This is a genomic window from Romboutsia sp. BSD2780061687b_171204_C1 (assembly GCF_015560225.1).
Lineage (GTDB): Bacteria > Bacillota > Clostridia > Peptostreptococcales > Peptostreptococcaceae > Romboutsia_C > Romboutsia_C hominis.
Genome location: NZ_JADMRK010000001.1, coordinates 500,177 through 520,140, shown reverse-complemented (window position 1 = coordinate 520,140; position 19,964 = coordinate 500,177). Strand labels below are relative to the sequence as shown.

General features: G+C 24.4%; 27 protein-coding genes. 7 read left to right on the top strand and 20 right to left on the bottom strand.

Annotated features, from left to right (window positions below; all coding sequences use genetic code 11):
* Positions 1-134: 134 nt before the first annotated feature.
* The 4 genes from I2H23_RS02720 to I2H23_RS02705 form a co-directional block, all read right to left on the bottom strand.
* Positions 135-1,118, bottom strand: a complete 984-nt coding sequence (locus I2H23_RS02720) for a linear amide C-N hydrolase (protein ID WP_195581011.1) — start codon at positions 1,116-1,118, stop codon at positions 135-137.
* Between the two features lie 840 nt (positions 1,119-1,958).
* Complete coding sequence (locus I2H23_RS02715) at positions 1,959-2,123, bottom strand: hypothetical protein (RefSeq protein ID WP_330615388.1); 165 nt, start codon at positions 2,121-2,123, stop codon at positions 1,959-1,961.
* 223 nt (positions 2,124-2,346) lie between these two features.
* Positions 2,347-2,508: a hypothetical protein gene (locus I2H23_RS02710; protein ID WP_243248172.1), complete on the bottom strand. Its 162-nt coding sequence runs from the start codon at positions 2,506-2,508 to the stop codon at positions 2,347-2,349.
* Positions 2,509-3,183: 675 nt separating this feature from the next.
* Positions 3,184-3,576 (bottom strand): hypothetical protein, encoded by a 393-nt coding sequence (locus I2H23_RS02705; RefSeq protein WP_195581010.1) that lies wholly within the window; start codon positions 3,574-3,576, stop codon positions 3,184-3,186.
* A gap of 220 nt (positions 3,577-3,796) precedes the next feature.
* On the opposite strand from I2H23_RS02705, the gene I2H23_RS02700 reads away from it, so the two are divergent.
* Positions 3,797-4,507 (top strand): manganese catalase family protein, encoded by a 711-nt coding sequence (locus tag I2H23_RS02700; protein ID WP_166505194.1) that lies wholly within the window; start codon positions 3,797-3,799, stop codon positions 4,505-4,507.
* 211 nt (positions 4,508-4,718) lie between these two features.
* Here I2H23_RS02700 and I2H23_RS02695 read toward each other — a convergent pair whose 3' ends face one another.
* The 4 genes from I2H23_RS02695 to I2H23_RS02680 form a co-directional block, all read right to left on the bottom strand.
* Positions 4,719-5,759: an anti-sigma factor domain-containing protein gene (locus tag I2H23_RS02695; RefSeq protein WP_195581009.1), complete on the bottom strand. Its 1,041-nt coding sequence runs from the start codon at positions 5,757-5,759 to the stop codon at positions 4,719-4,721.
* Between the two features lie 14 nt (positions 5,760-5,773).
* On the bottom strand, positions 5,774-6,424 hold the full coding sequence (locus tag I2H23_RS02690) for a sigma factor (RefSeq protein ID WP_195581008.1): 651 nt from the start codon (positions 6,422-6,424) through the stop codon (positions 5,774-5,776).
* 218 nt (positions 6,425-6,642) lie between these two features.
* Positions 6,643-7,314: a DUF4956 domain-containing protein gene (locus I2H23_RS02685; protein ID WP_195581007.1), complete on the bottom strand. Its 672-nt coding sequence runs from the start codon at positions 7,312-7,314 to the stop codon at positions 6,643-6,645.
* A 15-nt stretch (positions 7,315-7,329) separates the two neighbouring features.
* Positions 7,330-8,043 (bottom strand): polyphosphate polymerase domain-containing protein, encoded by a 714-nt coding sequence (locus I2H23_RS02680; protein WP_240275970.1) that lies wholly within the window; start codon positions 8,041-8,043, stop codon positions 7,330-7,332.
* Between the two features lie 359 nt (positions 8,044-8,402).
* Between I2H23_RS02680 and I2H23_RS02675 the strand changes: the two genes are divergently transcribed.
* From I2H23_RS02675 to I2H23_RS02665, 3 genes are all read left to right on the top strand, one after another.
* Positions 8,403-8,792: a DUF2500 domain-containing protein gene (locus tag I2H23_RS02675; RefSeq protein ID WP_330615387.1), complete on the top strand. Its 390-nt coding sequence runs from the start codon at positions 8,403-8,405 to the stop codon at positions 8,790-8,792.
* Positions 8,793-8,898: 106 nt separating this feature from the next.
* Positions 8,899-9,342, top strand: coding sequence for a hypothetical protein (locus I2H23_RS02670; RefSeq protein WP_195581006.1), 444 nt, complete (start codon positions 8,899-8,901; stop codon positions 9,340-9,342).
* A gap of 53 nt (positions 9,343-9,395) precedes the next feature.
* A complete protein-coding gene (locus I2H23_RS02665; protein ID WP_092926379.1) occupies positions 9,396-10,010 on the top strand; it encodes a hypothetical protein in 615 nt (204 codons plus the stop codon).
* 339 nt (positions 10,011-10,349) lie between these two features.
* Here the strand turns inward: I2H23_RS02665 and I2H23_RS02660 are convergent, their stop codons facing one another.
* From I2H23_RS02660 to I2H23_RS02645, 4 genes are all read right to left on the bottom strand, one after another.
* Positions 10,350-10,763 carry a universal stress protein gene (locus tag I2H23_RS02660; RefSeq protein ID WP_195237047.1) on the bottom strand — a complete coding sequence of 138 codons (414 nt, stop codon included), beginning with the start codon at positions 10,761-10,763 and terminating at the stop codon, positions 10,350-10,352.
* Between the two features lie 394 nt (positions 10,764-11,157).
* Positions 11,158-11,637, bottom strand: coding sequence for a hypothetical protein (locus I2H23_RS02655; protein ID WP_195581005.1), 480 nt, complete (start codon positions 11,635-11,637; stop codon positions 11,158-11,160).
* Positions 11,600-11,845 (bottom strand): hypothetical protein, encoded by a 246-nt coding sequence (locus tag I2H23_RS02650; protein ID WP_195581004.1) that lies wholly within the window; start codon positions 11,843-11,845, stop codon positions 11,600-11,602. The genes I2H23_RS02655 and I2H23_RS02650 overlap by 38 nt, the downstream gene beginning before the upstream one ends.
* A gap of 114 nt (positions 11,846-11,959) precedes the next feature.
* Positions 11,960-12,607: a VanZ family protein gene (locus tag I2H23_RS02645; protein ID WP_207733510.1), complete on the bottom strand. Its 648-nt coding sequence runs from the start codon at positions 12,605-12,607 to the stop codon at positions 11,960-11,962.
* Between the two features lie 334 nt (positions 12,608-12,941).
* Between I2H23_RS02645 and I2H23_RS15685 the strand changes: the two genes are divergently transcribed.
* Both I2H23_RS15685 and I2H23_RS15580 read left to right on the top strand, forming a co-directional pair.
* Entirely contained in the window at positions 12,942-13,049 is a 108-nt protein-coding gene (locus I2H23_RS15685) for a helix-turn-helix transcriptional regulator (protein WP_166506233.1), read from the top strand.
* A 262-nt stretch (positions 13,050-13,311) separates the two neighbouring features.
* Complete coding sequence (locus I2H23_RS15580; protein WP_330615386.1) at positions 13,312-13,473, top strand: hypothetical protein; 162 nt, start codon at positions 13,312-13,314, stop codon at positions 13,471-13,473.
* A 250-nt stretch (positions 13,474-13,723) separates the two neighbouring features.
* Here I2H23_RS15580 and I2H23_RS02630 read toward each other — a convergent pair whose 3' ends face one another.
* The 7 genes from I2H23_RS02630 to I2H23_RS02600 form a co-directional block, all read right to left on the bottom strand.
* On the bottom strand, positions 13,724-14,359 hold the full coding sequence (locus I2H23_RS02630) for a hypothetical protein (RefSeq protein WP_092926391.1): 636 nt from the start codon (positions 14,357-14,359) through the stop codon (positions 13,724-13,726).
* Between the two features lie 48 nt (positions 14,360-14,407).
* Positions 14,408-14,767, bottom strand: a complete 360-nt coding sequence (locus I2H23_RS02625; protein ID WP_092926393.1) for a PH domain-containing protein — start codon at positions 14,765-14,767, stop codon at positions 14,408-14,410.
* Between the two features lie 310 nt (positions 14,768-15,077).
* A complete protein-coding gene (locus I2H23_RS02620; RefSeq protein ID WP_195581003.1) occupies positions 15,078-15,434 on the bottom strand; it encodes a hypothetical protein in 357 nt (118 codons plus the stop codon).
* A 302-nt stretch (positions 15,435-15,736) separates the two neighbouring features.
* Positions 15,737-15,997, bottom strand: coding sequence for a hypothetical protein (locus I2H23_RS02615; protein ID WP_195581002.1), 261 nt, complete (start codon positions 15,995-15,997; stop codon positions 15,737-15,739).
* Between the two features lie 151 nt (positions 15,998-16,148).
* The gene (locus I2H23_RS02610) at positions 16,149-16,892 is read right to left on the bottom strand and encodes a metallophosphoesterase family protein (protein ID WP_195581001.1); all 744 of its coding nucleotides are present in this window, start codon (positions 16,890-16,892) and stop codon (positions 16,149-16,151) included.
* Positions 16,893-16,903: 11 nt separating this feature from the next.
* Positions 16,904-17,296, bottom strand: coding sequence for an ArsR/SmtB family transcription factor (locus I2H23_RS02605; protein WP_092926401.1), 393 nt, complete (start codon positions 17,294-17,296; stop codon positions 16,904-16,906).
* 161 nt (positions 17,297-17,457) lie between these two features.
* Positions 17,458-17,970, bottom strand: a complete 513-nt coding sequence (locus tag I2H23_RS02600) for an ECF transporter S component (RefSeq protein ID WP_092926403.1) — start codon at positions 17,968-17,970, stop codon at positions 17,458-17,460.
* 178 nt (positions 17,971-18,148) lie between these two features.
* Here I2H23_RS02600 and I2H23_RS02595 point away from each other — a divergent pair, with 178 nt between their 5' ends.
* A complete protein-coding gene (locus I2H23_RS02595) occupies positions 18,149-18,799 on the top strand; it encodes an N-acetylmuramoyl-L-alanine amidase (RefSeq protein WP_195581000.1) in 651 nt (216 codons plus the stop codon).
* Positions 18,800-19,008: 209 nt separating this feature from the next.
* On the opposite strand, the gene I2H23_RS02590 is transcribed toward I2H23_RS02595, so the two are convergent.
* A complete protein-coding gene (locus I2H23_RS02590; RefSeq protein ID WP_195580999.1) occupies positions 19,009-19,851 on the bottom strand; it encodes a L,D-transpeptidase family protein in 843 nt (280 codons plus the stop codon).
* Between the last annotated feature and the right edge of the window lie 113 nt (positions 19,852-19,964).

Below are 19,964 nucleotides of genomic sequence, written 5' to 3'. Positions count from 1 at the left end.
TTTTAGTTGATTTTAACGTATATAACACTATCTTATGTATTTTTTGCTTGTTATTACTATATACACTAAAACCATATAATATCTATATGTTAGTATTTTTAATACTTTTTTATAAAAATTATTTTCCTTAATTTCTAGTTAATTGAATAAGTTACTAGCTCATTTTCTCTGACATTTTCTAAAGAGAATTCCATTGTATCTATATGATTAAAAACACGTAAATATAATTTACCTAAATTTTGATCATATGCACACATATAACTTGAAAAATCTGAATCATCTTTCTCTTCAATAAAACGCATAACTCCCTTTGGAACCCAAACAGAATTTAAAATACTAAATAATTGAGCAGGTGCTTCTTCATCACTAACTTCTCCTATAAGATTTCTTAAATATACTGCACGTACAAATCTTGATGGTGAAGTATAATCTCCTGGTAATCCAAGTAGACCTGTACCATTTGAAATTGGCGTAATTGCTGTTTTATTGTTTAAATGATTTTGTTGTCTATTAAATCCTTGTACTTGAATATAATTTGCTAAATTAGTCATATGCCAATCGAATGTTGGGTCATTAGCCATTACGCCTACATTATTATCAAAAATTCTAAAACGTCCATTATTTGTTGGTTCTAATACGACTGAATTACCCATTTTGTCTGTAAAAGTATAATGAGCAGTAATAGGGTTTCCTTTTCCTAACTCTCCTAATGAAGGAATATCATCACCAGTAACTGCAACTTTTGATATATTTTTATTTATATCACTAACATTTTCAAAGTTGCTTAAAATCCAAAGAATTATTTCACCACTATTAATAGCTGTAAGACCTTCATTTTCTATGTTGTCTTTTTTATCCCATGTACATGCCTTTAAAAATAAAAGTCCTCCAGCAAGTCCTTTTTCATTTACTCCATCAAAAAATAAAGTAGAGCCTGATAGACTTATACCTAAAAAAGCATATTTTGTTTTCCATGGTTTACTTTGTGTATCTAAAGTAAAATTTTTAGGAACAATAGTTACTTTTGAGCCAATATCAAATGGATTAAAAGAAGTATCTAAAGTTCTTCCCCAATAAAAGTTATTTTTGTTGCTTGAAATGTGAACATGCGTACACATTTAACTCATCTCCTGTCATTTATTATAATCTTTTATTTAATATTTTTTATGCCCAAGATTATCCATTTAAAACAGAAAAATTTCTATTATTTATTTTTCCTTTAAGTTGTCATATACTCTGTCGAGATATTCAATTTACTCTAGATCAAGCACTCTTCCTTATAAAAAACTATCTATTTTAATTTTGCTTATATACGTAAGTATTTCTTTTATCACCTATTCCTTAATCAATTTTTATTATTAAAGGACCGTGTATACTTGTTGTAAAGTTTTATTATATATACCCTGTTTAATTCCACTTAAATGTGTCCTAATGTCATTAACTTTATACAAAATACGTAACCAATCTCTAAAATGAAATTTAGTAAATAGTTATATTCTAATTAAATTACAAAGCATTTATTTTTCCTATAAAATTTAGGAATAAGACAATGAATATAGATAAATTTCCTAATAACGAAATTAATAATATTGAATATCTTATAGTAAATACTTTATAAGGACAATTTCTATAATTGAATGTAAGCTTTTTTCCAGAATAAGATATCATAGCAAAAATTGTAAGTATTACTAATAATCCTTGTGCACTTACACTAAATAATTTAAATAAAGAATCAAGATTATTACTTGTCCAAAATGAGTAATTTAGTAAGCTTAAAATAGCGGTAATTATTGCAATTAATTGTGATATTTTAATCAGATCCTTTCTAGAAATCTAGTTTTTTTAATTATTATAATATATCATAATAATTAAACTAAACTTAAACTAAGCTTAAATTATTATTAAATTTAATTTTAACTAATCTTAAAAAACATTTAAAGATATCTAGAAAAATACTCTTAGAATCTTAATTTATCATAATTGTATGGGATACTTGTTCCAACCAATACATCTTCAATTTTATCTATTATTAACCAGTCATCCATCTTACTTTGTTTTTCAAATTCTACAAGACACATACATTTTTTATGCCAACCTTGCGTCTGTTTATTAGTAAGATTCAACTTCTATTGATTATCGGCAAGAACAGTATTTATTTCATCTTCCGATAGCTTTACATAATTAGTATTTTGTATATGTACACTAAAACAGATGTTTTCGTGATAAATAGTAAGTAAAAAGGCTAGAAACATTGAAAATACATCAATTTCTAGCCTTTTTATATTTAAAAATAATAATTCGTAATATATTAAAATTGTTCATAAATCCAAGTGATAGATTGGTATATTATTTATCTTTTTGTTCATTTAAAATCAACCCATATTTCTTCATTAATACTAAGTATATAAATGATAATAAAGATCCTGCTAACCCATATATAGCATCAACAATATCTTTCGTGTTTATAATGCTTAAAAATAATTCATATGCAAAATTTCCTAAAATCAAACTTATACCTAATACAATTACATATCGAAATTTAATATCAAATAAGACCATAATATAACCATAAGCCAAGTAAAAAAGCATACTTAAAGAAAAATTTGATATATGTGAAGTAATAGTGTTATTAATAAATACAATATCACTATTAAAACTATTAATCCACCTAATGATAGTTAAAATGAAACAAAAACAAACTAATGCAAAATAACATATATTAAATCCCTTTTTTATATTGTATTTAGATTTTGGTTTCATATTATTCTCCAATTCAAATTTATATTTACTTAATAATATAATAAAGTTCTAATTCCCGTAATATAACGTTTGCAAACTTTATTATATTATACTAAATATTCAATTATTTTCCAATTACCAAATAATTGAATATTTTCATTAAATCATATGTTTTTTGAATGAAAAATAGAGTAATAATATTATTACTCTATTTATATTTATTTAGTTATAATATAATTTTAATTTCATATGCAGTATAGGGAATGGATTACCCTGTTCATCGAACTTAGATTTTAAGAACTCTAGTAAAATATAACAAAAACAAGTTATTTATGAGTATGTAAATGTTTGTCCCTTAATTAATATAAAATTCCCCTAGAATTGATTATAAGTATTATTTTCTATAAGTTTTTACTATATATAAAAAAACTTCTTAGTGACTAGTTAAATTTTGTGATTAAAGAATATTAAATCTCCAAAATTTATTCCTACCGCACTTCCAAAACTTATACTAAAGATACTACCTAAATTTATACCTGAACTTTTCAGAATAAATTCTAAAATAAATAATACTATAAATGAACATAAAAAATCTTTTAAAGCATTAATTAATCTTCTTTTTCTATCCATTAAGTTTAAAAATATGATTTTTATTATTAATGAAATTCCTCCTATGACTAAGCATGAAATAAAACTTATGACAAAAAAACCTACACTATACTGTACTATTTCTCCTTCTCCTATAATAAATCCAGTAAAAATCAATATAAGTACGGAAAGTATAAATAGGTATGTTAATGCCCTTGTCAACTTAAATAATTTATTGTATTTATACATCGAACCCCCCATTAATTTGTATTACTTTAATAATATATCTTTGAAAAATAATTTACAATCCATATAATAATTCTAAATATATCTTAAATTTTACTTTAGAAATTAATTATCTACTTTACATAAAGTTAAAATTAACACATTATTTATTCAAATAAGAATAATTTCCATTAATTTGGAAAATATATTTTTAACCAAAGATCAAATGGAGGTACATATTTAAATGTTTAAGCATGATAAAAAGTTATTAAGAGAAGTAAAAGTAGAAAAACCAAACCCTCAATATGCAGTTTTAATGCAAGAACAATTAGGTGGAGGTAATGGAGAGCTTAAAGCAGCTATGCAATATATGGCACAAAGTTTTAGAATAAAAGATCCTGTTATAAAAGATTTATTTTTAGATATAGCTGCAGAAGAACTTAGTCATATGGAAATGGTAGCTCAAACTATAAACTTACTTAACGGACATGATGTAGATTATAAGGCTGTTGATTCAGGAGAGATAGAGACACATGTATTAACTGGATTATCACCTGTATTAATAAATTCATCAGGAGCACCATGGAGTGCAAATTATGTAACTGTAACAGGTGATTTAGTTGCAGATTTATTATCTAATATAGCATCAGAGCAAAGAGCAAAAGTTGTATATGAATACTTATATAGACAAATTGAAGATAAATACGTTAGAGAAACTATTGATTTCTTACTTAATAGAGAGGAAGCACATAATGCTTTATTTAGAGATGCACTAAATAAAGTTAAAGGTACAGGCTCAAATAAAGACTTTGGGGTTACAGAAGATTCTAAGTTATATTTTGACTTATCTACTCCTGGACCTAACCATGATACTAAAATAAATATTACTCCACCATCATTTGATAACCCTATAAATAATGATAGTATTCCAGTTGGAAAAAATTCTAAAAAGTAACATTAAGTATATCAATTTAAAATATACACTGTAATTAGGTATTTATAAAATAAAGTTAAAGCCCTTAGAACCCAAATAAATGGATTTCAAGGGCATTTTTCCTAGATATATTTACTTTAAATGTGTTTTAGATACTAATTGAAATTAAATTTATTTGTAAATTGTACCATATTTTTACATTTATTGTTTTTTAATTATAAGTCTATATTTTTTATTCATCATTATCATTATAATTATGATCTTTATCATCGTCTTTGTTATTATCTTTATATTTAAGATCTTTATCGTCATCATCTTCGTTATTATCATTATAATCACGATCTTTTTCATCATCTTTGTTATTGTCATTATAATCACGATCTTTATCATCGTCATATTTGTTACTGTCATTATAATCACGATCACTATCGTCATTATCTTTGTTGCTGTCATTATAATCACTATCACTATCGTCATTATCTTTATTGTCTTCATATCTATCTTCAAGTTCATCTTTTATTTCTTTATTTAAATAAACTGGAGTAGATTTATTTTTTAGTAGATTTATAAGCTCATCAACAGACATATTTTCTATAGTATCTTCTAATAAATCTTCATTTATTATCTCATCTGCTTTATATCTTCCAAGGCTTATCCCTTTTTCAATTGCCATTTCTCTATCTTGTGATGAACCATACATATAAACTATTTCAACTCCACTAAAGTTCTTTCTTATTATATTTTGGATACTTTTTTCAAATACTTTATTGTTTGTATTTTCTAAAAATGCAAATCCTACTATCATTGAATCTTTATTCTTTATATCTTTATTACTTTGTACATAGGATCTAATAATCTTAGTTGCTTCATCAAGACTTTTCCCATTTAAATCTTTCATATTCATTTTCTTTCCATCTTTATTTAAACCTTTTGCATTAACTACTATTTTATTCTCATCAACTTCAAGCCCTATACTTGGATTTATATCTAATGTTACTAATGCATATGGATTAGATATAGGCTCTTTGTCTTTACCTGAAAAGTTAAATATAATTATAAAGAAAATTGATGCAACTAATGCCAATGGCTTTATCCATTTTTTATTTTTAAATTCTATAACTTTGCTTTCTTTAATTATATCTTCTTCAGTAAATATAATTGCATCCCCAATCAATAGCCCCTTTTTAATTTTTATTTTTAACATATCCCCACTATTTATCATAACTATTGCATGGTCTTTATTTAATTCCATAACGATACCTTTGTAATACATAAGCTTAGTCACCTCTATTTCCCTATCCATAACATTAGATTTCTATATTTTTTAAAGAAAATTATTATAAGTGAAATTATAAACTTTTTACTTCTCTTTATCACTTTTTCTGTAACCATATATTTTAAAGAGATTTTTTTTATTGGAAGTCTCTTTTTTTCATACATAAAATCAGTAACCTCAAGGTCTTTACTTGCTTTCTTTGATACATTAATAGCATTTTCTCTTGTATCACTATGTTTTGGTGCTTCTTTTATTAAATCTTCCATTGTTAATTTAAATAAATTAAGTTCTTCTTTAAATTGTTGTATTTCATTTATAAGTTCTGTTTTATCTTCAATTGGATTATATAAGATATTATTTATGTCTATTCCTATCTCCTTATATAAATCTATTGATACAACATCAACCTTTTTTTTCTCTTTTGCTAAATAATTTTTTATTCTGCTTTCAATTACTATCTTTGCAAATGATAAAAATGGACCTTTTTCTTGATTATATTTATCTAATGCTTCAACAAAAGCCATAAGGCCTATGCTAAATTCATCGTCATTTTCAATTGAAACATATTTACCTGTAACTTTTGAAATTGTATTTATTATAAATCCGATATTTTCTTCAACGATCTCATTTATATCACCATTTTGAAATACCTCTTTTGACATAATTTTTATTCCCATCCTGATTCTTAAAATATATTTGCTAGTTTTATATAATAAATAACTTTCTATTTAATTAACTATATACTTTTTGTTATTGATAAAATGAATTTTGATAATGTCCCATTACATTACTAATAGAAGTTTCTTGATTTAATTTATTAATTTGTATATCATCCAATAAGTAAAAGCAGATATTTTAATAAACTATCTGCTTTTGTTCTTTATATAACTTCTGTACTTGGTGCTAATACATTTACACTATCTATTTTTTCAAACTTTAGTAAGTCATCTATCAATAAATTATCTTGATTATTTGATACCTTTATCTCGTAAACTAGTTCAAAGGAATCACTTAATATATTTTTGGCTTTTATATTATTTTTAATTTTATATTTATCAAGTATCTCTTGAATTGTATTTAAATTAACTTCTTTACCTCTTATTACTAGCAATAATTTATTTCCACACTTGCTTTCTTTTCCCGTAATAATCATAAATAAAGCTATTAAACAAGAGCTTATTAGACATAAAAAAAGATTTTGTGTGGCTGATGCAAGACCTACTGACATACTCCAAAAAATAAATCCTATATCTCTATAATCTTTTATATTTGTTCTAAATCTTACTATTGATAATGACCCTAGCATTCCTAGAGATATGGCTAAATTACTTTGAATTAAATCCATAAGAACAGTACTTAGAAAAGCTATCATAACAAGTGTTATATTAAATTTCTTGTTATAATTTAGCGTATCATATGAAAGCTTATATGTATAATAAATTATTGCAGAAAAAACAATAGTCATGATAATACTTTGTATAATAAATTTTGGTGTTTGTGCATTTTGAATTATTGAGTTTATATCTATATTTCCTTTTAAAATTTGATTCATAATATCATCTCCTGTCTAATAATAATATCTATTTAATAATTGTCTTGATGTTCCATACTTGCTTGGAGGCTTCCCAATAAAATTACATTTTGATAAAATTTCTTGTATCTGATAAAACAAGAATCTATCATATTTAACTTCAAGAATAGTTTGATCCTTAGGCATAGCTTGTTTGAAGTTTATATCTTCATCAAATAAATTATAATTAAAGTTTGTATACCTTAAATTGTTATCAAGAGTTATTCTTGTATTAAAGCTTTCATGTGTGAATGCTCTCCTATCATACTCAACCATAGAAACTGGTCTATAATTATGAGTTTTCATTAGATTAAATGCATAATGTGAAAGAGGATTATTATTATATTTTAATAGTACAGAATAATCTCCATTTATTAACTTTATTGCATCTTCTTTAGAAATTGTTATACTTTCTTTTAATTCTCTGTCTAAATGTTTTCGCTTAATTTCAAACTTAGCAAAAGTATCCGTAGTGTTGTATATTCTTAGTCTTACACGCTTTCTTTTTTCAGTTTTTACTAACTTTTGTGTAAAATCTTCATTATCAATACTATCAAAATATACACTTCTTGTTTTATAGCCATTATAATCACCATATTTATCTGGAGTTAATACTTTACTTAAATAATTTAACAAGTAAATTCTATCTATAAGAGAAACTAAAAACTTTACTTCTTTTCTTGATACAGATAACATGTCAATATTACTCATATTTTCACCTCCTAAATTATCTTTCGATATATAATACAATTTTTTTTAAATATTTAGGGACTTTTTTCTAATATTAAAGAAATTTTTAAATAAAAATATAATTAATTTAGAATATACTGATACTATGAATGCTCATTTAAGATTTATCAAATAAATATATTTATAGATTTTACATAAAGTTAAAGCCCTTAGAATCTATTTATTTAGATTTTAAGGGCTTTTTTACTATATTTCTTTAGGATGTATTTTTTAAGAATAATCAAAAATGTATCTCTTTTGTTACCACATGAATGAATCTATAGTTTAAAATTAGCATAAATTACATTTTTAAAATATATACGAAATGAGGGGTATCTATTATGGATATGTATTTTTTTGATCCAACTTTTGACTTATTTAATGTCATGTTTTTTATAATCTTTTTTATTATTTTAGGTACAATTCTAATTAATACTATTAAAGGTGTTAATCAATGGTCTTACAATAATAAACAACCTATATTAGATGTAAAAAGTAAAGTTGTTTCTAAAAGAAGTGAAGTTATAAGACACGCTGGACATGTTGACTCAAATGGAGTACATCATAACGGAGGTTCATCTACAAACTATTATATTACATTTGAGTTTGAAAGTACTGATAGAATGGAGTTTAGTGTTTCAGGAAAAGAATTTGGTATGATTGTTGAAGGAGATGTAGGGACTTTGAAATTTCAAGGGAGTAGATATCTAGAGTTTAAAAGAGATATTTAATCTCCAGAATATGTTTATTTATAAATTTTTATACAGGTTTTATTGAATAGTATTTTTTTATAACAGCAACGAAAACATCTGTTTTAAAGGAGTGGGGGTAAGTTATATGAAAAAGTATATTATAATATTATGCTGTATTATATTTGGTTCTGTATTAATAATAGGATGTAGTAAAAATGAACAAGATGTAAAAAATAATTCTCCTATAATTAAAACATCTACGGCTAATAAAACAGAGATAGGGGAATTATTATTTGAGAAATATCTAAAAGATAGTTATGAGAATTATGTAAATGATGAAGGTGAAACTATAAATATACTTAATGACTATAATATAATTAGTTCTGAATTAACAGATACCCAAGGAAATGATACATTTTTGGTTGGAATACACTATGAAGTTCAAAGTATTGACGGATACTCAACTGTATTTATTACAGGCAATGGTGTTGAATATGAAGATAACTGGATAAAAGAAAAATATCAAATTGTAGAAGTTAAGAAAATAAGAAAAGATAAATATACGATAGTAGGTGTATATACTGGATAATAGGATTGGTGTTAATATCTACTTTATTCGATTATATATTGGGAGGTTATCACATGATAAAAACTAAAAACAAATTATTTGCTTTTTTACTAGGGTTATCAATTATTCTTGTTTTTAGTATATATATATATATGCACACTATATTTGAAAAAGATTCTATAAAAGAAGTATTAGAAACGTTCATCAAAGATGATTACAACTATAGTGGCGGAAAGAATGATTTTTCAACAGTTGGCAATGAAAATTTTAAAAAATATCTAATAGCAAGAAATACAGCAAAATCTACTAATTATAAAAGAAATTACACAAAAGTTCTTTCACAAAATTTTGAATTTGACTATAAAGTTTTTGTGAGGTCTGGTGATTGTGTAAAAGTTAATGTTTATATGCTTGAAAATTGTTCATATGAAGATGAAGATACTGGAGAAATATATGATGCTGGAGCAGGAAATGATTATGTAGTATATCTTTCCAAAATAAATGGAAAATGGAAGGTTATGTCTGCAACAATTAAAGTTGATGCTGATGCAGTAGATGATGAATTTGATGTAAATAAAGAATTAGGTTATGAAGGAAAAGAAACACATGAAAGTGTTGATAAAAACTTAAATAAAATGCTTAATAGACTTAATTATTTAAAAGAAGTGTATTCTAAGCCTCTAAAATAGAATATCTAATTATAAGTTAGATAATATATAGCTTTAACTCTTGGAATTTTAGTAGTAAGCTTTTGTTCACTTACTTTATTTATAAAAACTCTAAAGATATATATAATAATTCTTCATACATAAAGTTTATAACAAGTTTCTAAATTTAAATTCTCAAAAATAGTAAAAAAAGAGTGTATCTATTGAAATTGCTACATTTTAGTAAATACGCTCTTTTTTCTTTTTTATGAAATTTTATTTATTAATTATTATACTACTTTTGATTTATTTTTATCTATATTATTTGCATTTATTATATATTTTCTTTAATTATATAATCTTTAAAATTTAATCCTCTTACTATTCAGGTACTATAGTAACTGTACATTTAGATTTTTTTACCACATATAAAGTTACAGAACCTATAGAATCAATAAAGTTCTTTTTAGTAGATTTGGTCATTATTATTTCATCAAATTTACCATCTATTGATTTTGATATAATTTCTTTGCCTGGATCTCCCAATATCCAATATTTTTCTACTTTATATCCTTGCAATTTATTCTTAAACTTTTCTAACATAATACCTGCTTCTTTTTGAGATTTTTCTATCTTCATGTCTATAATCATTGGATTTGTAATATTAGTTAAGCTAATATCACTAACAGTTATCAATACTATTTCAACTTCATCTTTAGAAAAATTATTTGATACAAAATCTAAAGATTTTTGGCTTCTTTCTGTTCCATCAATAGGAATTAATATTTTTTTCATTTCTCAACACATCCTTTTTAAGAAATATTAACTGTATAATTAATATATTATCAGAAAATATTGTAGAAAAATAGTCTTTTTTGGAAAACATTTCCCAAATTATTATAAAAATTTAAAAATTAAAAGGAATGGTTATTATGCCAATGATTGAACTTATTGATTCTATTATAACTTCTAGAATAGGAGGATTTAGTTCATTGTTTTATAAGTATTTTATAAATAATAAAAATGATAAAATTTAAGAATGCAAATTTCAACTATTACTTAATTTTGTATTTAGGTAATAGTTTTAAAAAAATCTAATATCTTCAACCCTTGTAAAGCCTATCAAAATAAAGAAATGTCAAACTTAATTTTATTAATTCATCTCTAAATGTATTTAAACCATTTTTAACTATATAATAGTATGTATACTAAATGGCTTTATACCTGTACAGTGGTAAGTATAAAAATCCATATTTTTATTTGATAGTTTCTCGCTCATTAACTCAATAAATTCAAATCTCTCACTTTTCATTGATACAGGATTGAACAAGTGAAATCCAGCAATAGTCATATCTAAATTGTTACCAATTATCTTCTCTGCTGTTTCTATAATATTAGTTATACCACGATGAGAACAACCTGCAATAAGTGTATATTTATTGTTTTCTTTTAAAATAAGATTTTGCTCATGATTAAAATTATCTTGAACATATCTATCTTCTTCTTTTTTTAGTAGTGATTTATTTGAATTTGGAATTAAATTATTTTCTTTAACATTTGAAAATAAATATATACTATCATCTAATTTATAATTACCATCAATTAAAACAATTCTATGATTATTCTTAATTTTAGCATCTAGCCCTACATAATATTTTGCAAACTTCATTATTGAAGTATAGTCCGTGAGAAATAATAACTATATCAACATCAGAAATATCAATGTTTAGCTTTCTAGCGTTTTTTATAAATGTATCATCTGGACCTACATCAAACAAAATACTATGTTCTCTAGTTTTAATATGTAAGCACAATCCATGTTTTTTCTTATATTCTTTTGATATTGTAGTATTCTCAACTAAAGTTGTTATTATCAAATATAATCCCCCAATCTTTTCCCCAATAAATTAGTATCTAAATTATTTAACATATAACCATCTGATTTATTGATATTATACAATACAAAAGTTATCTTTTTAATATATAATAGCTTAGTTAGGGAAAATATACCAATTGTACAAGAAAAATTCTCCTAAAACAGATAATATAAGATATATGATAGCCTCATTTTTAGATATGGACATAGTGGTTTTATATGTATCCATAGTATCTTCACTTTTAGATATAAAAGCAATTTCTTTATTTATACTATTAAATAAATTGCTTACAAATATCCATATAAAATACCCCAAAACAGCACCTAAAGAATTCATTACTAAATCATCAATATCTGTAGCTCTATGGTTGAATAGTTGACAAATCTCAATTGCTAATGAAAAGCCTACTCCAGTTAGAAATACTCTAATAGGATTTCTAAATCTCTCCCAAATCAAAGGAAGTAAAAATCCTAAAGGCATAAACATAATAATATTTAAAATATAAGTCAAAATACCATTTGAGTTAAATAAAATTAAATTTATTTCTTCTAATCTAATAATTCCACTATATTGACCTATATCCCATACACTACCAATCCCTGCTACACTAATTGCTAAATAAATATAAATTAAGAAAATATATACCCATATTAAATGTGGTACTAAATATGTTTTTTCTTTTAAATCTCCCTGTTTTATAGCAAATATTTGGTATATTAAACAAGGTAATATTACACAAATAAATGGATAAAGACTCGACATAATTATAAGTTATCTCCTTTCAAAATTTGATTTGTTTATTAATATAAATACTAGCATAATAGTAATTTTTAAATATTAAGAAAATATTAAGAAGCTCTTAATATTTATTAAGATGTATTTTTTAAATTTAAGTCATAATATAAAATGAGTGTGATATATATGTAATATAGAGATATCAATATATCACATTAACAGGTGGCATTTTTAACTTATAAATTTGATACAGGAAACTAAAATTATGGCAAAGTTTATTAGTAATTAAAAAAAGTATCGTCAATTTAATGAATTAACCCAAGAAGAATTAGCTAATAAAGTTAATGTTAGAAGATAAACTATAGCTCGCTTAGAAAATGCAAAGTACAATCCTTCACTTGAATTAGCTGTTAGAATTTCAAAGGAGTTAAATACTCCCCTTGAAAAACTATTTATCTTTGAATTTTAAATAGTATTGAAAAATATTGTAATTAACCAATTAATAACTTAAAATATAAACTTGTTATACTAAATAATATATAAAATTATAAACAATAAAAAGACTAGAAAAAACTGGTCTTTTTTTATTTTGCTCTATTTTAAATAATTGTTGATAATTAATTACTTTTTTTAAATTAAGTTGTAATATAGATATATAAAGTTTTAAAAAGATATTTAATAAAGACCAAGTATGTATTTAAATTAAATAGAAATTTCGGAGGAAAAAAAATATGAAGATAAGGGAATATAAATCAAGTGATTGTGATAAAATAGCAGATTTGTTTTATAATACTGTTCATTTCATTAATGCAAAAGACTATACACAAGAACAATTAAATGTATGGGCTACAGGAAATATTGATATTTATAAATGGAATAAATCTTTTTTATAACTCATTCATCCATAACTGCAAAACCATTTTTTGAAAAGCGTAGATATAAAGTAATAAAAAAACAATTTGTTGAGAGAAATGGTATAAGGCTAACGAATTATATAATGAAAAAATATATAAATTCCAGTTTATCTGCATATTAAATGAATAATCTTAAATTTATAAGCATTTTACTCCTACTATAAATTTTATCTCTAGTATATAACACATCCAAATAAAAAAAGAGGAACGATTCGTTCCTCTTTTTTTATTAGTTATTTATAACGTACCCATCATCTGGAACAAATTTTATTGTAACTCCCTTTAGCTCTATATTAGTGCCATCCTTTAATACTACATTTTGTTCTTCTCTTTGATAAAAATCATCATTTCCACTTACGCCCATTATTAGATTTACTCTAAAGTCAGATGACATTACATTTCCTCCACCTTTTACAGCATATAAATCATATACACCTTCTGGTATATCCTTACCTACTAAATAAGTTCCATTTCCTAAAGTTATACTTCTTGCATCTAATTCAGCTTGTTTTTTTGCTTCTTCTTCTTTTTTCTTCTCTTTGGCTATTCTTTCTTGCTCTTTTTTATTTTCTTCTTCTTTTTTATGAGTTTCTATTTTCATAGCCTCTTTTTCTGCATCTTTCATTTCGAAAAATGGCTTTGCTTCATCTACTTTTGCTTGTAATTCATTTACTGTGTTCTTTGAGCTTTCTAGTTCATTACTTACTTTATCATACTTTGATTTTAATTCGTCATAGTCAGCTTTTGATACCATACCAGATGCTCCCATACCTATTCCTAGGAAAATTGCTACTACAAATGTAACTATATAGCTTATTACTTTCTTTGCACCCATTTCCCTAATTTTAGTTAAAAACTTATTCATATAATTGCTCTCCTTAATACAAAATTTATTATTCCTATTTAAAAATTTTTATACTGCATCACTTATTAATCTACCTATAGCCATTACATCTATGCCTTTGCCTAGTTCAAACTCATATTGAACACTACCTATTACTAACTTAACTTCACTATCTAAATCAAAACTTCCAGAACTCTCTATTGCATAGCTGTTTATTTTGTTGTAATGGAAAAACCTAAATTCTTTTTTCTTTCCTGTTAATCCTTGGATATTAAGCATTATTACTCTTTTGTCTGTAAATACAAGTTCATCTCTTATTCCTTTAAATGAGTATATTATTTCTTCATTAGTTCCTAAGAAGTGATTGAATCCTTCATGTTCTTTTCCCATATTTTCATATCCGAAAAATCCTAATTTTACTATGTTCATACTTTATCTCCTTTTCTTTATTAAATACCAGATATTGTTATTTTGATTTTCACCATATTAATTATACATATCTACCTTGTCGAAATTTGCCATTTTTAGTCGTCTTATTAATTTTTTTATATTTTTTGGTAGAATTTACAGTTAAATGTATTAATATATTAATTTTTTTATTTAATATATTGTAAAATAAGACCTTTTAAAAATGTTTAGTTAAATAAAAAAAGTGACTAGAAATTATTCTAAATCACTTTTTATTTATGTTATTAAGTTATAAAAATATATAAATAATTTAATTACGATTCACAATTATTTATATACACCCTTTTAAAGACTCAATATTCTCGTTAAGAGTATTTAAATATTTTATTCTTGCTTCATATTGTTTAATTGTTAATGACCCTAACTGTTTTTGACTGTACATAATAGATGAGTTTTGAACCTCATAAAAATTATCAAATTTTATATCTAAATTATTTTCTTTACAATAATCATTAAGGATATTTACATATTCTTCAACTTTATTAAAGTGTTTCTCGTGAAGTTTAACAAAAGGTGTCATTAGCATAAACATAATTGCGTTAGTTGTATACATAAATACACTTAGATTAGACTTTGATTTTTTTATATGATTTTGAATAATATTACAATCATTTTTAATATTTGACATATAAATCTCCCCTTTTATTTATAATTATATAATAGATTAGGTTAGATATAATAGTTACGATTTGTATCAAATATATACACCTATATTAGCTTTTAAAATTAATTAAACAAGAATATTGTTTCTTTTTCCATAATACTTTATATACCTTTCATATATTGCTTTTTTAGTCTTTCAATTATATTTTTACATATTATACAAATAAAAATAAGGAACGAATCACTCCTCATTATTTTTATGCTTTTATATTTAAAACTAGTTACTAGCTTGTATATACGCTTTAATTTCTTCTATATTTGGATAATCTAATCATTTACAAATATTATAGGTAACTTTTTATTGCTCATTTCCTTAACTAACTTATTTCCACCTGTATTTATTAAAAAATCTATTTTTTTAGGTCTAACTCCATACACATCCACCTTATAAGTTAAAACTTCTATATCATTATATTGAGACTTTAACATATTTAAATCTTGATAAAATTTTGAAGCTTTCATATCCTTAGATGTATCCGTTAAACCTTGTATTCCATAATTCATTGATTCAAAAATCTCTATTCTCACAATTATTCACCTTCTATATAATTTTATTTTACAAACTAGTATCTGGTTTTATTTGCTACTTCAACAAATACTTCTTACTTATATAAACATATTCAAATTTATGAATATGTTTACTTATATTTAATATAAATATGTTATCTTAAATATAGATTTATTTTGAGTTACCCTCTCTTATAAGTCTTGCAAATTTATTTGGAAGTATTTCATTTTCCTCAATTTCTTTTGCTAGTTTCTCAAAATTATATTCTACTTCAATTATTTCAACTTCAACACTTGAATACGTTTTTGCTAACTCATCATCATTTTTTATATCTATAATTACATAATTTGCATCAGGTCTATTAGTTTTTGGCTTTCCTACACTTCCTGCATTTACAAGTAATTTTTCTCCATAATACTTTGCATATGGTATGTGCGTATGACCACAAACTAATATATCCTCTACCAACTCGTTCATAACTTCATCTGCTTCTTTAGAGTTTTCCTTTAAGTATTCATTTATTACTCTAGTACTTCCATGAACAAATCTTATAGTTTTATTGTTAAAAATTAATACTACTTCTTTCGGAAGATTTCTTAAATATTTTTTATTTTCTTCAGTTATTTCTTTCCCTGTAAAATGCATTGAAAGTCCAGCATTATGAGCATCTTTAGGATCTGGATAATCACATCCACATACTATTTTAGAGTTTCCTATAGCATCATCATAATTTCCCATTATAGTAAGTATATTTTCTTCCTTTATCCTATGTATAACTTCATTTGGTCGAGTTCCATATCCTACTAGATCACCTGTGCATACTATCATATCTACATTTTTTTTGTCAATATCTAATAAAACTTTATCAAGTGCATATATATTACTGTGTATATCTGATATTACTGCTATTCTCATGTTCTTCCCTCCTAAAGTGATTTTCTTTTGTTAATTTTACAAATTATATCTTTAACTTTAGATACATTTTCACAATTTAATCCAGCATCTTTATAGGCTGTTAAAATATCATAGTCATATTTTAATTTTTCCTCTTTATCTAATTCATTTTCTAAAAAAACTTTTATAAAGTTATATTTTTTTAAAGTTTTTTCATCTAATTTATAATACACATATTTTGCCTCTTTGTAATAAGTAACTATATTAGCATTCATTAACTTATTCAAATGCCTAGATGCATTAGATTGTGTAATTCTAAGTATTGATTCAATTTCACAAACGCATAATGGACCTTCTCTTAAAATATTGACTATTCTTATTCTAGTTTCATCTCCTAGAGCCTTTAACATTCGTATTATCTTCATAAAATCTCCTTCATCAAATTATCATATTCACTTTTAATCATATGGTATGCTAAAAAATTAATTTTGTAAACTATTATATCAATTCTTTTTTATATCCTTCTTCTTTATAATTAGCTTAATATAATAAAAATAGCCAAGGATAAAAATCCTTGACTTTATTTTTAGTGTTGAGCATTAAGACGCTTTACATAACTTGTTTTTCTTAAAGAGCAAGTAATAGGAACTGCTATAACTATACTTGTTATTCCTTGAACTATGTTTGCTGGTATAGAACCTGCTGAAACTAAAACACCTCCATTTAATAATATACCTGCTAAAAAGTAACCAATTACCATAACTATACTTCCTAGTAAAGTTGAAGAAACCATATTTATCATTGTATGTCTTTTTAATATAGTAACACCTACTATATATCCTTCTAAACCTTTTATAATAAGAGTAAATAATGCCCAATGAGAATATCCACTTAAAATATCTGCTAGTGCTGAACCTACTCCCCCTGCAATCATTCCTGTAAATGGTCCAAATAAAATTGATGAAATAAATATTACACTATCACCTACATTTACATATCCTTGTGTTCCAGGTATTGGAATTTGAATAGTCATTGTAGCAAGGCATACTAAGGCTATCATAAGTCCATTTATTACAATTTTTTTAGTTTTATTATCCATTTTACTCCCTCCAAATTTTTAGTATCTTATAAGTTAATTATATTTGTGTTTATAAAAATTCTCAATATTAATTGTAACCATACAATTTGTTTTTTAAGGACAAACTAAACTCATACACATATATTAATTTAACTTAAAGCATCTCTCTAATAGAATCTAATAAAAAGGAGTTGATAATATGAAATGGTACTTAGACTTTGGTCATGGTGGCAAAGATCCAGGAGCATTGGGAGAGTTTTCAAAAGAAAGCGACGTAGTCTTAAAGGTAGGAAACTTAATAAAAAATACATTAGAAAAATCAAATGAAACTATAATAACAAGTAGAACAAATGATACATACCACACACTAGAAGAAAGAGTAAATAAGGCAAACAAAGAAAAATGTAATTACTTTATAAGCATCCACCTAAACTCATCAAGTAATAAATCAGTAAGAGGATGCGAAGTATGGGTATACGACAAAAATTCAAAACTATATAATCTATCTAAAAACATTTGTAATTCCCTATCAAAATCAATAAATACTAAAAATCGAGGAGTGAAAATATCTAAGGAATTTTATGTGCTTAGAAAAACAACAATGCCTGCACTATTAATAGAAATAGATTTTATATCAAATATAGAATTTGAGAAAAATCTATCTAATAGTTATTTCCTGGAAAATATAGCAAATACAATATCAAAAGAGCTTTTATCTTTTGTAAATAAGGAAGTGAATAATAAAAAACTATATCGTGTGTGTATAGGAGCTTTTGAGGATAGTGAAAATGCTATAAATCTTAAAAACAAAGCTATATCTAAAGGATTTAGTGATGCTTATATAATATAAAAGATAGATGTGTAAAAAAGTATAAAATATATTATCTAATTATATTTATTCTCAATTTTAATAATATATAAATCAAGGAGGAACGATTCGTTCCTCCTTCTTATAAAGATTAAACATTATGCTTAATTCATATTCAAATATATCTTATGTTAATCATATTATCTGAAAATTATAGACTAAAAGAAATTAAAATGAATTTAAATTATCAGTTAGTTTATAATTATAGTAGTTTTATCTAATACATTATTATAAATCCACCTAGCATTTTCTGTAGCTAATCTAACACATCCATGGCTCAAAGCCATACCAAGTCTATCATCAATTATTTCAGTTCCTGCTGCATTAAATAAAATTGAATGATAATAGTAGCTACCTCGGATTCTAGTAGCGTATTTTACCCTATAAATATCAGAACCAAAGTAAGGCTTTCTACCGCTAACATAAAAAGTTCCCCTAATAGTTGGTGTACTAGGTTTTCCTACTGTACATGACCACTTATAAAGTAAATTCCATGAACCATCATGATTTTTTTCAAATATATAAGTAAGCTTATTTTTTAAATCTGTTGTAATTAAATTTGTAGTGGGGCTTTTAATTTTATTATCATTTACAAACTTTGTCATATCTGTGTAAAAGTACTTAAAATCATATTCTTTAGGTGGGTTTCCATCATCAGAAAGAAAATAGCTAAATATATATCCTTCTTGATTATTATACATAACATGACTCCAATCTCCATTTACTGACAGAACTTGTACTATAGATTTTGGAGGAATTGTAGTTACTGGATTTGATTCAGCAGATGGATAAGATCTTAAAGTAACATCTGTCCATGTATATTCTGTTTTAGATAAATAATCACTATATATATATCCTCTTTTTCCATTATATAATACTTCATACCAATATTCTTCAGCTTCGATAACTTGAACCTTAGCGCCTGTAGGTATTACAGTAATTACATTTGAAGAAGTAGACTTTTCTTCTCTTAGATTAGTGTTAGCTAAGGTATACTTATATAAATTTTGTTGTTGTCTTTTATATTCTTTCATACTTCACCTCTAAATTTACTTTCTTATAATATCCTATGAGGCTTTTTCTTTATTTGGCACCATTATACTAAATACTAGCTAATACAAAATTTTTATTCTTAAATATAAAAAAC

Excerpts from the sequence above, each read along its gene's own strand:
- I2H23_RS02595 (WP_195581000.1), top strand. The coding sequence starts at position 18,149 with ATGAAATGGTACTTAGACTTTGGTCATGGTGGCAAAGATCCAGGAGCA.
- I2H23_RS02690 (WP_195581008.1), bottom strand. The coding sequence starts at position 6,424 with ATGTCAAAAGAGGTATTTCAAAATGGTGATATAAATGAGATCGTTGAA.
- I2H23_RS02685 (WP_195581007.1), bottom strand. The coding sequence starts at position 7,314 with ATGAATCAAATTTTAAAAGGAAATATAGATATAAACTCAATAATTCAA.
- I2H23_RS02695 (WP_195581009.1), bottom strand. The coding sequence starts at position 5,759 with ATGTATTACAAAGGTATCGTTATGGAATTAAATAAAGACCATGCAATA.
- I2H23_RS02705 (WP_195581010.1), bottom strand. The coding sequence starts at position 3,576 with ATGTATAAATACAATAAATTATTTAAGTTGACAAGGGCATTAACATAC.
- I2H23_RS02670 (WP_195581006.1), top strand. The coding sequence starts at position 8,899 with ATGAAAAAGTATATTATAATATTATGCTGTATTATATTTGGTTCTGTA.
- I2H23_RS02660 (WP_195237047.1), bottom strand. The coding sequence starts at position 10,763 with ATGAAAAAAATATTAATTCCTATTGATGGAACAGAAAGAAGCCAAAAA.
- I2H23_RS02610 (WP_195581001.1), bottom strand. The coding sequence starts at position 16,892 with ATGAGAATAGCAGTAATATCAGATATACACAGTAATATATATGCACTT.
- I2H23_RS15580 (WP_330615386.1), top strand. The coding sequence starts at position 13,312 with ATGAAGATAAGGGAATATAAATCAAGTGATTGTGATAAAATAGCAGAT.
- I2H23_RS02620 (WP_195581003.1), bottom strand. The coding sequence starts at position 15,434 with ATGTCAAATATTAAAAATGATTGTAATATTATTCAAAATCATATAAAA.
- I2H23_RS02680 (WP_240275970.1), bottom strand. The coding sequence starts at position 8,043 with ATGAGTAATATTGACATGTTATCTGTATCAAGAAAAGAAGTAAAGTTT.
- I2H23_RS02720 (WP_195581011.1), bottom strand. The coding sequence starts at position 1,118 with ATGTGTACGCATGTTCACATTTCAAGCAACAAAAATAACTTTTATTGG.
- I2H23_RS02675 (WP_330615387.1), top strand. The coding sequence starts at position 8,403 with ATGGATATGTATTTTTTTGATCCAACTTTTGACTTATTTAATGTCATG.
- I2H23_RS02605 (WP_092926401.1), bottom strand. The coding sequence starts at position 17,296 with ATGAAGATAATACGAATGTTAAAGGCTCTAGGAGATGAAACTAGAATA.
- I2H23_RS02645 (WP_207733510.1), bottom strand. The coding sequence starts at position 12,607 with ATGTCGAGTCTTTATCCATTTATTTGTGTAATATTACCTTGTTTAATA.
- I2H23_RS02655 (WP_195581005.1), bottom strand. The coding sequence starts at position 11,637 with ATGAAGTTTGCAAAATATTATGTAGGGCTAGATGCTAAAATTAAGAAT.
- I2H23_RS02700 (WP_166505194.1), top strand. The coding sequence starts at position 3,797 with ATGTTTAAGCATGATAAAAAGTTATTAAGAGAAGTAAAAGTAGAAAAA.
- I2H23_RS02630 (WP_092926391.1), bottom strand. The coding sequence starts at position 14,359 with ATGAATAAGTTTTTAACTAAAATTAGGGAAATGGGTGCAAAGAAAGTA.
- I2H23_RS02665 (WP_092926379.1), top strand. The coding sequence starts at position 9,396 with ATGATAAAAACTAAAAACAAATTATTTGCTTTTTTACTAGGGTTATCA.
- I2H23_RS02625 (WP_092926393.1), bottom strand. The coding sequence starts at position 14,767 with ATGAACATAGTAAAATTAGGATTTTTCGGATATGAAAATATGGGAAAA.
- I2H23_RS02590 (WP_195580999.1), bottom strand. The coding sequence starts at position 19,851 with ATGAAAGAATATAAAAGACAACAACAAAATTTATATAAGTATACCTTA.
- I2H23_RS02600 (WP_092926403.1), bottom strand. The coding sequence starts at position 17,970 with ATGGATAATAAAACTAAAAAAATTGTAATAAATGGACTTATGATAGCC.